The sequence below is a fragment of the Variovorax sp. SPNA7 genome (assembly GCF_033807855.1).
In the GTDB taxonomy this organism is placed as follows: domain Bacteria; phylum Pseudomonadota; class Gammaproteobacteria; order Burkholderiales; family Burkholderiaceae_C; genus Variovorax; species Variovorax beijingensis.
Window position 1 is genome coordinate 1,764,484 of the sequence record NZ_CP138513.1, and the last position, 13,041, is coordinate 1,777,524.

The 13,041-nt window shown below is 65.2% G+C and carries 11 protein-coding genes; 6 read left to right on the forward strand and 5 right to left on the reverse strand.

The genetic code is table 11. From position 1 onward, the window contains the following. The first annotated feature begins 62 nt into the window (after window positions 1-62). The 4 genes from glnA to ntrC all read left to right on the forward strand — a co-directional run bounded on the left by glnA (window position 63) and on the right by ntrC (window position 4,839). Entirely contained in the window at window positions 63-1,478 is a 1,416-nt protein-coding gene (gene glnA / locus RZE77_RS08100; RefSeq protein WP_012746775.1) for a type I glutamate--ammonia ligase, read from the forward strand. 211 nt (window positions 1,479-1,689) lie between these two features. Beyond that, on the forward strand, window positions 1,690-2,199 hold the full coding sequence (locus tag RZE77_RS08105; RefSeq protein WP_319441410.1) for a hypothetical protein: 510 nt from the start codon (window positions 1,690-1,692) through the stop codon (window positions 2,197-2,199). A gap of 4 nt (window positions 2,200-2,203) precedes the next feature. After that, entirely contained in the window at window positions 2,204-3,283 is a 1,080-nt protein-coding gene (gene glnL, locus RZE77_RS08110; RefSeq protein WP_012746777.1) for a nitrogen regulation protein NR(II), read from the forward strand. Between the two features lie 23 nt (window positions 3,284-3,306). Next, complete coding sequence (gene ntrC, locus RZE77_RS08115) at window positions 3,307-4,839, forward strand: nitrogen regulation protein NR(I) (RefSeq protein ID WP_319441411.1); 1,533 nt, start codon at window positions 3,307-3,309, stop codon at window positions 4,837-4,839. A 136-nt stretch (window positions 4,840-4,975) separates the two neighbouring features. Here the strand turns inward: ntrC and RZE77_RS08120 are convergent, their stop codons facing one another. The 3 genes from RZE77_RS08120 to RZE77_RS08130 all read right to left on the reverse strand — a co-directional run bounded on the left by RZE77_RS08120 (window position 4,976) and on the right by RZE77_RS08130 (window position 8,071). Then, window positions 4,976-5,482 (reverse strand): hypothetical protein, encoded by a 507-nt coding sequence (locus tag RZE77_RS08120; protein ID WP_319441412.1) that lies wholly within the window; start codon window positions 5,480-5,482, stop codon window positions 4,976-4,978. A gap of 5 nt (window positions 5,483-5,487) precedes the next feature. Continuing rightward, on the reverse strand, window positions 5,488-6,273 hold the full coding sequence (gene xth, locus RZE77_RS08125) for an exodeoxyribonuclease III (protein ID WP_145741827.1): 786 nt from the start codon (window positions 6,271-6,273) through the stop codon (window positions 5,488-5,490). 193 nt (window positions 6,274-6,466) lie between these two features. Further along, a complete protein-coding gene (locus RZE77_RS08130) occupies window positions 6,467-8,071 on the reverse strand; it encodes a GGDEF domain-containing protein (RefSeq protein WP_319441413.1) in 1,605 nt (534 codons plus the stop codon). A 208-nt stretch (window positions 8,072-8,279) separates the two neighbouring features. Here RZE77_RS08130 and RZE77_RS08135 point away from each other — a divergent pair, with 208 nt between their 5' ends. Next, the gene (locus RZE77_RS08135; protein WP_319441414.1) at window positions 8,280-10,664 is read left to right on the forward strand and encodes a DNA polymerase II; all 2,385 of its coding nucleotides are present in this window, start codon (window positions 8,280-8,282) and stop codon (window positions 10,662-10,664) included. Here the strand turns inward: RZE77_RS08135 and RZE77_RS08140 are convergent. Next, window positions 10,661-11,530, reverse strand: coding sequence for a nucleotidyltransferase (locus RZE77_RS08140; RefSeq protein WP_319441415.1), 870 nt, complete (start codon window positions 11,528-11,530; stop codon window positions 10,661-10,663). The genes RZE77_RS08135 and RZE77_RS08140 overlap by 4 nt on opposite strands. A 130-nt stretch (window positions 11,531-11,660) precedes the next feature. On the opposite strand from RZE77_RS08140, the gene RZE77_RS08145 reads away from it, so the two are divergent. After that, the gene (locus RZE77_RS08145) at window positions 11,661-12,440 is read left to right on the forward strand and encodes a metallophosphoesterase family protein (RefSeq protein WP_319441416.1); all 780 of its coding nucleotides are present in this window, start codon (window positions 11,661-11,663) and stop codon (window positions 12,438-12,440) included. 127 nt (window positions 12,441-12,567) lie between these two features. Here RZE77_RS08145 and RZE77_RS08150 read toward each other — a convergent pair whose 3' ends face one another. Continuing rightward, window positions 12,568-13,020 carry a hypothetical protein gene (locus tag RZE77_RS08150; RefSeq protein ID WP_319441417.1) on the reverse strand — a complete coding sequence of 151 codons (453 nt, stop codon included), beginning with the start codon at window positions 13,018-13,020 and terminating at the stop codon, window positions 12,568-12,570. Between the last annotated feature and the right edge of the window lie 21 nt (window positions 13,021-13,041).

Here is a 13,041-nt window from a genome sequence, read left to right on the forward strand (position 1 = left end):
GGCATAGAAACTGCATCCTCCGTCCCTGTATTCCTAACCACCATCCAACTCAGGAGAAACTGATGGCAAAGACCGTCGCCGATGTACTCAAGCTCGTCAAGGAAAACGAGGTCAAGTTCATCGACTTCCGCTTCACCGACACCCGCGGCAAAGAGCAGCACGTGACCGTGCCCGTCTCGGCTTTCGATGAAGACAAATTCACTTCGGGCCACGCTTTCGACGGCTCGTCCATCGCTGGCTGGAAGGGAATCGAGGCTTCGGACATGCAGCTCATGCCCGACCCGAACACCGCCAACATCGACCCCTTCTTCGAAGAAACGACGCTGATCCTGACCTGCGACGTGATCGACCCCGCCGACGGCAAGGCCTACGAGCGCGATCCGCGCTCGCTCGCCAAGCGCGCCGAGGCCTACATGAAGGCCTCGGGCCTGGGCGACACCGCCTACTTCGGTCCGGAACCCGAATTCTTCGTGTTCGACGGCGTGCGCTGGAAGAACGACATGTCGGGCTGCTTCGTGAAGATCGACTCCGAAGAAGCCTCGTGGAACACCGACAAGGAATACGAGCACGGCAACACCGGCCATCGTCCGGCCGTCAAGGGCGGCTATTTCCCGGTTCCCCCGGTCGACAGCTTCCAGGACATGCGCTCGGAAATGTGCCTGGTGCTCGAATCGCTCGGCATCCCGGTCGAAGTGCATCACCATGAAGTGGCCAACGCCGGCCAGATGGAACTGGGCACCAAGTTCAGCACGCTGGTGCAGCGCGCCGACTGGGTCCAGCTGCAGAAGTACGTGATCCACAACGTGGCCCACGCCTACGGCAAGACCGCCACCTTCATGCCCAAGCCCATCGTCGGCGACAACGGCTCCGGCATGCACGTGCACCAGTCGGTCTGGAAGGACGGCAAGAACCTGTTCGCCGGCGACGGCTATGCAGGCCTGTCGGACTTCGCGCTGCACTACATCGGCGGCATCATCAAGCACGCCCGTGCCCTGAACGCCATCACGAACCCCGGCACCAACAGCTACAAGCGCCTGGTGCCCGGCTTCGAAGCCCCGGTGAAGCTGGCCTACTCGGCCAAGAATCGCTCGGCCTCGATTCGCATCCCGTTCGTGGCCAACCCGAAGGGTCGCCGCGTCGAAGCGCGCTTCCCCGATCCGCTGATGAACCCGTACCTCGGTTTCGCGGCGCTTCTGATGGCCGGCCTCGACGGCGTGGAAAACAAGATCCATCCGGGCGAAGCCGCCAGCAAGGACCTGTACCACCTGCCGCCGGAAGAAGACGCGCTGATCCCGACCGTGTGCCACAGCCTCGACCAGGCCCTGGAATACCTCGACAAGGACCGTGCGTTCCTGACCAAGGGTGGCGTGTTCACCGATGCGTACATCGACGCGTACATCGAACTGAAGATGCAGGAAGTCACGCGCTTCCGCATGGCGACCCATCCGGTCGAGTTCGACATGTACTACTCGCTGTAATTGGCCCACCCCCGAAGCGGCTCACTTCGTGTAGCCGCCTCCCCCTCTAGGGGGCAACACCGGCGGCCCGGCAGAGCCGGTTCCGCGGTGTTGCTGGAAGGGAATCGAAAAGGACGGCTTGGCCGTCCTTTTTGCTTGGCTCGGAACATCTTGTCACCAGTGGCGTCGAATTGCAGGAAAATGCACCTTTGTTGCGCCATCATCGATTCTCATGAAGACTGCTTCCCTCATTTTCCTGGCCGGTTCATTGTTGGTCGCCTTGCCCGCGCTCGCCCAGGAGCGCGTGTGGCGCTGTGGCAATGAATACACCAACAATTCGACCATCGCCCAGCAAAAGGGCTGCAAGGTCATGGAAGGCGGCAACGTCACGGTCGTGCAGGGCACCACCAAGCCGTCGGGCGGTGGTTCGGCCGGCGGCAGTTCGGCTCCGGCTGCCTCCCGTGCGCCTGCGGGCAGTCCGCGCGTCGAGGGCGTCGACCAGCGCGCACGCGACGGCGAAGCCCGCTCGGTGCTCGAATCCGAGCTCAAGAAGGCCGAGGCGCGACAGGCCGAGCTCAAGAAGGAATACAACAACGGCGAGCCCGAGAAGCAGGGCAGCGAAGGCCGCAACTACCAGAAGTATCTCGATCGCGTGGCCGAAATGAAGGCAGAGCTGGCCCGCAACGAGAGCGACATCGCGGGCATCCGCCGCGAACTCGGCCGCCTGCCGGCCAAGCAGTAGAGCCATGGCGTTCGGGAAGAAGGCGGCCGGCGCCACTCCGCGCTTTCAGTCCTTCGACCTGCTGTCCACGCTGATCGCGGTGGTCAGCACCAACGGTTCGGTGCTGTTTGCCAATGCGGCCCTCGAAGATGCGCTGGGCACGTCGCGCCGCACGCTCGAAGGCTCTCAGTTCGGTGCCTGCTTTCACGAGCCGCACGTGCTTCGCACCGCCATCGACGGTGCGCGCAGCAACGACTTCGCCACGCTGCGCTACGAGGCCTTTCTGCGCCGCGTCAATCATGAACTGATGCCGGTGCAGGTCACTCTGGCGCAGGGCGACAAGACGGGCGAGCTCATCATCGAGATGTCGCCGCTCGAGCAGCAGGTGCGCCAGGACCGCGAGGAGCGCCTGCTCGACCAGGCGCAGGCCAACAAGGAGCTCATCCGCAATCTCGCGCACGAGATCAAGAACCCCCTTGGCGGCATCCGCGGCGCGGCGCAATTGCTGCAGATGGAGGTCGAGTCGCGCGACCTCATCGAATACACCCAGGTCATCATCCACGAAGCCGATCGGCTGCAGACGCTGGTCGACCGGCTGCTGGCACCGCACCGGCGCCCGCACGTGGTGGGCGACGTGAACATCCACGAAGTCTGCGAGCGCGTGCGCTCGGTCATTCTTGCGGAGTTTCCGCGCGACCTGCACATCGAGCGCGACTTCGACGTGTCGATTCCCGAATTCCGCGGCGACCGCGAGCAGCTCATCCAGGCCACGCTCAACATCGTGCACAACGCGGCGCAGGCCCTGGCCGAGCGCCGCGCCGCGGGCGATGCGCAGATCACTTTCAAGACCCGCATCGCCCGGCAGGTGATATTCAACAAGCAGTGGTATCGATTGGCACTGGAATTGCATGTCATCGACAATGGACCGGGTGTGCCGGACACGATCAAGGACCGCATCTTCTATCCGCTCGTATCGGGCAGGGAAGGCGGGACAGGGCTTGGGTTGACGCTTGCGCAAACTTTTGTGCAACAGCATCACGGCGTGATCGAGTGCGACAGCGTCCCGGGCCGAACCGATTTCAAGATATTGATACCGCTGCCCTAGCAGCCACGGCAACAAGGAGATGCATGAAGCCGATCTGGATAGTTGATGACGACCAATCGATCCGCTTCGTGCTGGAGAAGGCCCTTTTGCGCGAAGACCTGCCCACGCGCAGCTTCACCAACACGCGCGAGGTGCTGGCCGCCCTCGAACTCGCCGACGACGACGAACAGCAGGGCCCCCAGGTCCTGGTGAGCGACATCCGCATGCCCGGCGGTTCCGGGCTCGACCTGCTCGACAAGATCAAGGCCAAGCACCCGGGCCTGCCCGTCATCATCATGACGGCGTTTTCCGACCTCGACAGCGCCGTCTCGGCGTTCCAGGGCGGTGCCTTCGAATACCTGCCCAAGCCCTTCGACCTGCCGCGCGCCGTCGAGCTGATCCGCCGCGCCGTCGACGAAAGCCAGCGCGAGGAAGTGGCCGAGGAGCGCATGGTCGCCGCGCCCGAAATGCTGGGCCAGGCGCCCGCCATGCAGGACGTGTTCCGCGCCATCGGCCGGCTCTCGCAAAGCAACGTCACGGTGCTCATCACCGGCGAATCGGGCTCGGGCAAGGAACTGGTGGCGCGCGCGCTGCACAAGCATTCGCCGCGCGCCAACGGCCCCTTCGTGGCCATCAACACCGCGGCCATCCCCAAGGACCTGCTCGAGAGCGAGCTCTTCGGCCATGAGCGCGGCGCCTTCACCGGCGCGCAGACCATGCGGCGCGGCCGCTTCGAACAGGCCGAGGGCGGTACGCTCTTTCTCGACGAGATCGGCGACATGCCCTTCGACCTGCAGACGCGCCTCTTGCGCGTGCTGAGCGACGGGCACTTCTATCGCGTGGGCGGCCACAACTCGGTCAAGGCCAACGTGCGCGTGATCGCGGCCACGCACCAGGACCTCGAGCAGCGCGTGAAGCTCGGCGGCTTCCGCGAAGACCTGTTCCACCGCCTCAACGTGATTCGCCTGCGCCTGCCGGCGCTGCGCGAGCGCGGCGAAGACGTGCCGGCGCTCACGCGCCACTTTCTGCAGGTGAGCGCGCGCCAGCTCGGCGTCGAACCCAAGCGCATTTCAGATGCGGCCCTGGCCAAGCTGGCTTCGTTCAGCTTTCCGGGCAACGTGCGCCAGCTCGAGAACATCTGCCATTGGCTGACCGTGATGGCACCGGCCCAATTGATCGAGGCCAAGGACCTGCCGCCCGAAGTCATGGCCGCGGCCGCCGGCGCGCCCGCGCAGGCCGCGGAAACGACCGCCGCGGCGGCGCCCCCCATGCAAGCCGCGGTGCAGCCATCGCCCAGCTTCGAGCGCGAAGCGGCACCGGCGAGCGGCGCTGCACCGGAAGCCACTGAAGGCCTGGTGGGCGCGAGCAGCTGGGAGAGCGGCCTGGAGATCGAAGCCCAGGCGCTGCTCGCGGCCGGGCGCACCGACGTCTGGGACGTACTGTCGCGCCGCTTCGAATCGCGGCTGATCCTCACGGCGCTGGCCAACACACGCGGCCGCCGGATCGAAGCCGCTCAGAAGCTGGGCATCGGCCGCAACACCATTACCCGCAAGATCCAGGAACTCGGGATCGAGTAGGCGGCCTCAGACAGAGAGGGCGGCTGGGCCCCTTCCAGGAACACCGCGGAACCGGCTTGGCCGGGCCGCCGGTGTTGCCCCCGGTAGGGGGTTGGCGCAGCGACACGAAGTGCGCGAAGACTGGGGGTGAGCCTATTTACCGGCTGCGCTGCCCCAGCGTCAGCGAGTCGAGCTGGAAGTTGCCGCTCTTGTCCCAGAGCCAGGTGTCCACATAGGTGTGGCCGCCCAGGCGCCCGGGGCTCGGCAGCGGCGACGCCGCCTTGATGAGTTCCGCAATCTTTCCGGGCACCTCGGGCGCATGGCCCGGCACGCGGCTGAAGGTGACGTTCCTGACGTTGCCTTCGGCATCGAGGTCGGTCTCGACCACCACCACCGCATAGACCAGCGGGGGAATCTTTCCCTTGTAGATGCGCTGCGGGTAGGCCTTGTAGATCTGGCGCGCCCCGGTCTTGCGATAGGCCCGCACGGCAGGCGTCTGCGCGGTGATCAGCCGCACGGTGGGCACGTCGCCCCGGGTGCCGGGCACCTCGTCGGTGGCGGAGGTGGACGACTTGCCGTCGCCGGCCTTGTCCGCGGTCTTGAATGCGGAACAGGCGGTGAGCGCGAGCGCCGCCGCAATGATCGTGAGTGTGCGGATGGTCATGGTCATCAAATTCCCTGGTCGAGATCGAGCACCACCGGGGCGTGGTCGCTCGGCTTTTCCCACTTGCGCGGCACGCGGTCGATGATGCAGCCCTTGGCGCGCGGCACCAGCGGCTCGCTCACCAGGATGTGGTCGATGCGCAGGCCGCGGTTCTTCTGGTAACCGAGCATCCGGTAGTCCCACCACGAAAAGCTTTTCTCGGGCTGCTCGAAAAGGCGGAAGCTGTCGACCAGGCCCAGCTGGAGCAGGGCCTTGAAATGCTCGCGCTCCTCGGTCGTGTGATGGATGGTTTCCGCCAGGCCCACGGGGTCGAAGCTGTCACGGTCTTCCGGCGCGATGTTGAAGTCGCCCAGAAGCACCAGGTTCGGATGGGCGGCCATTTCCGCACGCAGCCATTCGCGCAGGGCGCGCAGCCATCCCATCTTGTATTCGAACTTGTCGGTGCCCGGCGCCTGCCCATTGACGAAGTAGCCGTTCACGATGCGCAGCGGACCCGCCGGCGTCTCGACGGTGGCGGCGATCACGCGGGACTGGTCGTCGGTGAAGCCGCCGATGTTCCTTGCCACGTCGCGCATCGGCGCGAGGCTCAGGATGGCGACGCCGTTGTAGGTTTTCTGCCCGAACACGGCGGCCTCGTAGCCGGCCGACTTGAGCACGTCGAGCGGGAATTTGTCGTCGCTCATCTTGAGCTCCTGCAGGCACAGCACGTCGACCGGGTTGGCAATCAGCCAGTCGAGCACATGCTGCAGGCGGGCAGTCAGGGAGTTGACATTCCAGGTGGCAATTTTCATGAAATATTCTAAGCTGTTGATTTTAAAAGGCTTTTTCCCGTGCTCTCGGCGCCGTTTCGGTGCGTATCCGTCTTATGCTTCGCTGCGCTTTTGCCGGGGGGCACAGAGCTGACCAGCTTAGCAAAAGCGTCGAACTCCTCTCGCCGCTCGTCGATCAGTCGAGGTATCTGGCGGCGACGCAGCCGCTAACCGGTCAATCGTGCACCCTGACCGTGTTTCGCCCCTCTTGCTTGGCAAGGTAGAGCGCTTCGTCCGCGGCTCTCAGCAGTTCAAACGGCGTGCTGCCGGGCTGTGGAACCCCGGCTGCCACGCCAAGGCTCACGGACACGGTACCCAGCGCTGATGCCGCATGCAGAATTTGCAAGTCGACCACGGCCAGCCGCGCCCTTTGCGCAACCTCGAGCGCACCTTCGGCGTCCGTCGCGGGCAACAGCAAAACCATTTCCTCGCCCCCGTAGCGTGCGACAAGATCGCCCGAGCGCCACACGGCCGAGCGCAGTGCCTGTGCGACCCGCTGCAAGCAGTCGTCGCCTTCCAGGTGGCCGTACAGATCGTTGTATTTCTTGAATTCGTCGACGTCGACCATGACGACCGCCAGTGCCGTTTGGCTTGCCAGCGCCTGTTGAAAGTTGAGCACCAGGCGGGCGTCGAAGTAGCGGCGGTTGGCCAGGCCCGTCAGCCCGTCTTCCTGCGCAAGATGCTCCAGCCGCTCATTCGCTTCCGTCAAGGCGTCCCGGGCATTTCGCAAATGCAGCTCGGCGACCAGCCGTCTGCGCATCGAGCGAATCAGATAGCGGCCCGACACGCCGACGACCAGGCACAAGAGAACCACCCAGGCCGTTTGATAGATCGATGCGGATTTCCATTCCCGCAGCGCCTCGTCCTCGCCCACGGCAACCGTGACGAAGAGCGGATAGTCCAGCAAGTGCTCGAAGCTGATGATCCGTGTCACGCCATCGATCGCTGATCTCCCCTCGACGGTGCCCGAGCGCGCGGCCCGGAAACGCTGCTGCAACGGCGTGTCCGTATTGCGCCTGCCCAGGTCGGCTTCCCTGAAGGGCCTGCGAACCAGGAGCTGATCCGTCCCGAACAGCGCAATCGCTCCTTGCTCGCCAATCTGAAAGCGGTCCAGGACGCTCAGCAGGTGCTTGACGCTGAGCGTGACCAGCACCACGCCGGCGAAGTTGCCGTCCGGATCATTGATCCTCCGCGACACCGGAATCACCCACTCGCCCGAAGAGCGGCTCACGATCGGGCCGCTGATCAGCGTGCGTACGCTTGGGTTGGTCTTGTGGTGAATGAAATACTCGCGGTCCGAGTTGTTTCGAGTACCCGCCGGAGATGCATCGGAATAGACCAGCCAGCGGCCTTGCTCGTCGTAGATGAAGAGCCCCTTGATGGCCTGGACTTCGGAGGCATGGTTCACGAGGACCGGTTGAAGGCGCTGCAGCGCGTCGGGCGTGATGTCCGCGCGCTCGAGTTCGAAGACGATGCCCGAGATGATGTGCTCGGCCAGGGCCACAGTGCTGTCGACCTGCTGGCTGACCGCGCGTGCGAGGTTGGAATTCGCCCGCGCGATCTGCTCGTTTTCCGCCGTGCGCGCGCGAACGACCAGCCATGCGTTCATGACCAGCAATGCCACGCACACAAAGACTACAAACAAAGTAGTACCGTAGATGACGCGACTTCTTTGCGCGTCCGTTTTGCGCGCAAGAGCGTTCGCGTCGGTCGCCGGCCATGGATCAGTGGAAGTATCCGGAGCAGTCTCGGGCGAGGTGGGCGACATGACCTTTTTCATCGAAGACCTGACTTCACGTGGTCCGGGAAGACGGTTGGCGCTGGCAGCGGTTCGATGGGTTCCGGCCGCATGCAGCTGCGTGCCAACTGTAGCCGATGGTCCGTTGCCTGCAGACGCGCGGACCCCGTGCGCAACATCGATCACGCCAGGGGAAAATCGCCAGTGCCCAAGTCCGCCCTCCCACCTTGCCCGATTCTTTCAAGCTCTCGTGACATCCACCGAACTCAAGGGCTTCATCCTCACGCGCCACTGGCGTGACGCGCCTGCCGGCACAGAGATCGAGTACTGGCTGGCGACCGATTCGGGACCGAGGAAAGTGGTCCTGACCTCCCGCAGCAGCGTCGCGTTCGTCGCCGCCCGGCACAGGGCGGCGGTCGAAGCCCACCTTGCGGCCATGCCGGGTGTGCAGCTGCGCGAACTCGAGCTCAAGACCTTCCAGCAGGAAGCGGTCCTCGGTGTCTATGCGAAGCACTTCCGCCAGCTTGGCCGGCTGGCACGCGCCCTCCAGGCACAGGACATTCCCCTGCTCGAAGCCGACGTGCGCCCGCACGACCGCTACCTGATGGAACGCTTCATCACCGCCGGCGTGCGGGTGGAAGGAGGGCGGGCAGAGCGCGCTGCCATCGTCGACTGCAAACTCAAGCCCGCGCCGGAATTCCGGCCCGTGCTGAAGCTTGTGTCGCTGGACATCGAGACGAGCCAGGACGAAGCGCTCTATTCCATCGCGCTGGACGGCACGCCGGAGCGTGTCGTCTTCATGCTGGGCGAGCCGCCATCGGACGCGTCCCCTGAACCGAGTGAGCCCGCGGCTTTCTCGCTCATCTATTGCCCGTCCCGCCAGGCCATGATCGAGAAGCTCAACGATTGGTTCGAGCGGAACGACCCCGACGTCATCATCGGCTGGAACGTGATCCAGTTCGACCTGCGCGTGCTGCAGAAGACAGCCAATGACTGTGGCGTGCCGCTGCTCCTGGGGCGGGAACGCCGCCCCATCGAATGGCGAACCCATCCGGGCAAGCAGGGCTACCTGTTCGCGCCTACGCCGGGCCGGGTCGTCATCGACGGCATTGACGCGCTCAGGGCCGCGGTGTGGAGCTTTCCGTCCTTCAGCCTCGAGACCGTCTCGCAAGCGCTGCTCGGAGAAGGCAAGGCCATCGGCGACGAGTACGACAAGATGGCCGAGATCGAGCGGCGCTACCAGCAAGACAAGCCCGCGCTCGCGCTCTACAACATCCGGGACTGCGAGCTGGTCCTGCGCATCTTCGACAAGGCCAGGCTGCTGCAGTTCGTGATGGAGCGCGCTCAGACCACGGGCCTGCAGGCCGACCACTTCGGCGGCTCCATTGCCGCGTTCAGCCACCACTACCTGCCGCGGATGCATCGCCTCGGCTACGTGGCGCCGAATGTGGGAGAGATTCCGAGCAAGGCCTATCCCGGCGGCTACGTGATGGACTCGAAGCCGGGGTTCTACGACTCCGTCGTGGTGCTGGACTACAAGAGCCTCTACCCTTCGATCATCCGGACCTTCCTGGTCGATCCGGTGGGGCTCGTCGAGGGCTCGAACACTGGCGAACCGGCGACGCTCGTCAAGGGACCCCAAGGCACCGTCTTTTCGCGCGACAGGCACTGCCTGCCCGCGATCGTGACCACCCTCTGGCGCGCCCGGGACGAGGCCAAGCGAGCGAAGAACGAACCGCTGTCGCAAGCACTGAAGCTGCTCATGAACTCCTTCGCCGGCGTGCTGGGCGCGGCCGAGTGCCGGTTCTTCAACCCCAAGCTGGTGTCCGCCATCACCCTTCGCGGGCACGAGATGATGAAGCTCACGCGCGAATTCGTGGAGCAGCGGGGCTACGAGGCCATCTATGGCGACACCGACTCCATCTTCATCTGGCTCAAGCGCACCCACACCAACGAGGAGGCGCACGCCGTCGCGGCCAGCCTGGCAGCCGACATCAACGGTTGGTGGACGCGCACGCTGCGCGACGAGCAGGGCCTGGAGAGCTTTCTCGAGATCGAGGTCGACACCCACTACAGGAAGTTCTTCATGCCCACAATCCGCGGCTCGGAGGTCGGCAGCAAGAAACGCTACGCCGGCCTCAGTGCCGATGCCGCCGGCAAGGAGGAGATGGTGTACCGCGGCCTGGAAATGGCGCGCAGCGACTGGACCCCGCTCGCGCGGCAGTTCCAGGAGGGCCTGCTTTCACGCATCTTCCAGGGCGAGCCCTACAAGGAGTTCGTGACCGACTATGCAAGGTCGACACTGGCGGGCGCCAAGGACGACCTGCTCATCTACCGCAAGCGCCTGCGCCATCGGCTCGACGCCTACCTGGTCAACGTGCCGCCGCAGGTCCGGGCCGCCCGCATCGCCGACGAACACAACGGGCGGGTCGGCCGGCCCAAGCAGTATCAGAAAGGCGGCTGGATCCAATACGTGATGACGCAGAACGGGCCGGAACCGCTGGAAACCCGCCATTCGCGCATCGACTACGAACACTATCTCACCCGGCAGCTCCAGCCGATTGCCGACGCCATTCTTCTGCCCATTGGAGAGAGCTTCATGGCCTTGACGACTTCGCAGCGCGGACTCTTCTAGACCGGGTCAGGCCTTCCGAGCGCCTGGTCTTCCTGCGATCTTCCGGCCGGGATGGCCTCGGTCCAGGCGGCCACGTCTTCGGCCGTCATGGTGCTGGCGGAGGTGAGGCGGCCGTCCACGTAGCCCAATTGCTCGACGTCGTGAAGGTACTGCTCGCGCGACAAGAGGGTGCCGGCGCATATGTTCTCGTTCAGGGCCGCCGGCTCTCGCATTTCTTCGGCCAGGCGTGCCATCAGCCGCTCCAGCACCCAGCCGGGAATGCGCTGCCGCTCGCGGGGGTAGATGTAGCCGAACAACGTCAGATGGGCCAGCAGCACCCGCCAATGCGGGCCAAAGCGCTCCAGCAGGCTGGACCAGTCCAGCTGCTCGGCGTTGGCCTGCAGCAGGTGGGCGATGTCGCCGCCGTCGTAGCGCTCGCGCTCCATGATGAAGGCCTTGGTCAGCAGGCTGTCTTCCACATTGGCAATGAGCACCGGCACGCCCAGGATCTCGGTGCGGCGGTTGTCGCGGAACCAGCGCTCGTCCACAGGCATGAGACCGTTGCCGGAGTTGAAGATCAGGTCGATGAACTCCTGCCCGTCGTGCACCTTGGCCAGCCAGTGCGGGTAGCTCATCTCGGTGCGCCGGCCGTGCTGCCGCATCAGCTGCGCGATGCGTTCGTAATCCGCGCGGCGGATGAACAGGTCCAGGTCCTTGGTCGATCGGCGGATGCCGGTGTGGCAGGCATGCGCGAAGGCGCCCCCGACCAGGAAAGGAATGCCCGCATCGTTCAGTGCGCGCAGCGTGTGCCGGTAGAAGTCGGCCACGCGGGGTTCGACTTCTTCTGCTTCTTCCAGCGAAAGCGCGAGGTCGGTCGTGGGCTTCATTCAGGCAATGTAGAGCCGGCCCGCAGGCGGGCTCGGAGCAAACGGCCCCACCGGTCGTCGGCAAGCGCCTACAGCCGTCGCAGGATGAGGCCGATCACGGCCAGCGGCATCCGGGCGCAGCCTTCTTGCGATGCCCAATCCGAAATCTTCTTCCCATGTCCGGTTCGCCGCGGTCGGCGACATCCATGTCCACAAGGACGCGGCAGGCACGCTGCGCAGCTTCTTCGCGCAGGCCGCCGACGAGGCCGACGCGCTGCTGCTGTGCGGCGATCTCACCGACTACGGCACCGCGGAGGAAGCCAAGGTCCTGGCCGAAGAGCTGGGGGCCGTTCCCATCCCCATCGTCGCCGTCCTGGGCAACCACGACTACGAATCCGGCACGCCCGAACTGGTGACCGAGGCGCTCACGCATGCAGGCGTGAGCGTGCTCGATGGAGGGGCCTGCGAGATCGAAGGCGTGGGCATTGCCGGTGCCAAGGGCTTTGCCGGCGGCTTCGGACGCGGTTCGCTGGGGGCCTGGGGCGAACCGGCGATCAAGCTGTTCGTGCAGGAGGCGCTCAACGAGGCGATGAAGCTGGAATCGGCACTGGCCAAGCTGCGCACCCGGCGCCGCATTGCATTGCTGCACTACGCGCCGATCGCTGGCACCGTGCAGGGCGAGCCGGTGGAGATCTTTCCGTTCCTGGGCAGCAGCCGCCTGGAGGAGCCGTTGCTGCGCTATCCGATGGATGCGGTGTTCCACGGCCACGCGCACCGCGGCACGCTGGAGGGGCGAACCATCAACGGCGTGCCGGTCTACAACGTTGCCAAGCCCCTGCTGCAGCGCCGCCGGCCCGACGCGCCGCCTTTCTTCCTGTACGAGCTGCCGCGCGAGCCGGCCGGGGAAGAAGCGGAACTGGCGGCGACATAGGCCGCGGTTTCGCTCCACCTGCCGCATCGACGGGAGTCGAGGCCGACGCCGATCCAAGCGGCCGATCTACACCGTGGACAGACAGCGCGCGCAGCGGCCGGGCAGCGTCCTTGCGGCGCCGGCGAGGTCAGTGCGCCGGCGCGGATTCGATGAGCCGCAGGGCCTGCTTCATCTGGTCGACGGCCATGTTCTCGAGGTCGGTGTAGACCTTCATCTCCGCGGACAGCCGGGCGAAGCTTTCCCTGGCCGCGGCGATCTTGGCCGGATCGTTCGTCTTCGGATGGGCCAGCGCGGCCTCGAGGCGCTTGTATTCGCTGGTGAGCAGGGCCGGCTGCTCGCCGAGCGCGCGCAGGCCCGCGTTGGTCATCGAGCGGATGCGCAGCAGCATCTTCACGTCCGACTGCTCCATCTCGGCCTGCGCGCGCTCGAATGCGAGCTTTGCGGCGAGGGCCTGCTCGCTGTCGGGCTTGCGGGTCGCCGAGATGGTGTTGAACTTGCCGATGTCAGCCGAAAAATCGTGTGCCGACGCGGGCAGGGCCAGGACCAGCGCGGTCAACGCGAGAACGGTTGGAAGTTTCATGTCGCTTCTCCAGGAGGGGGT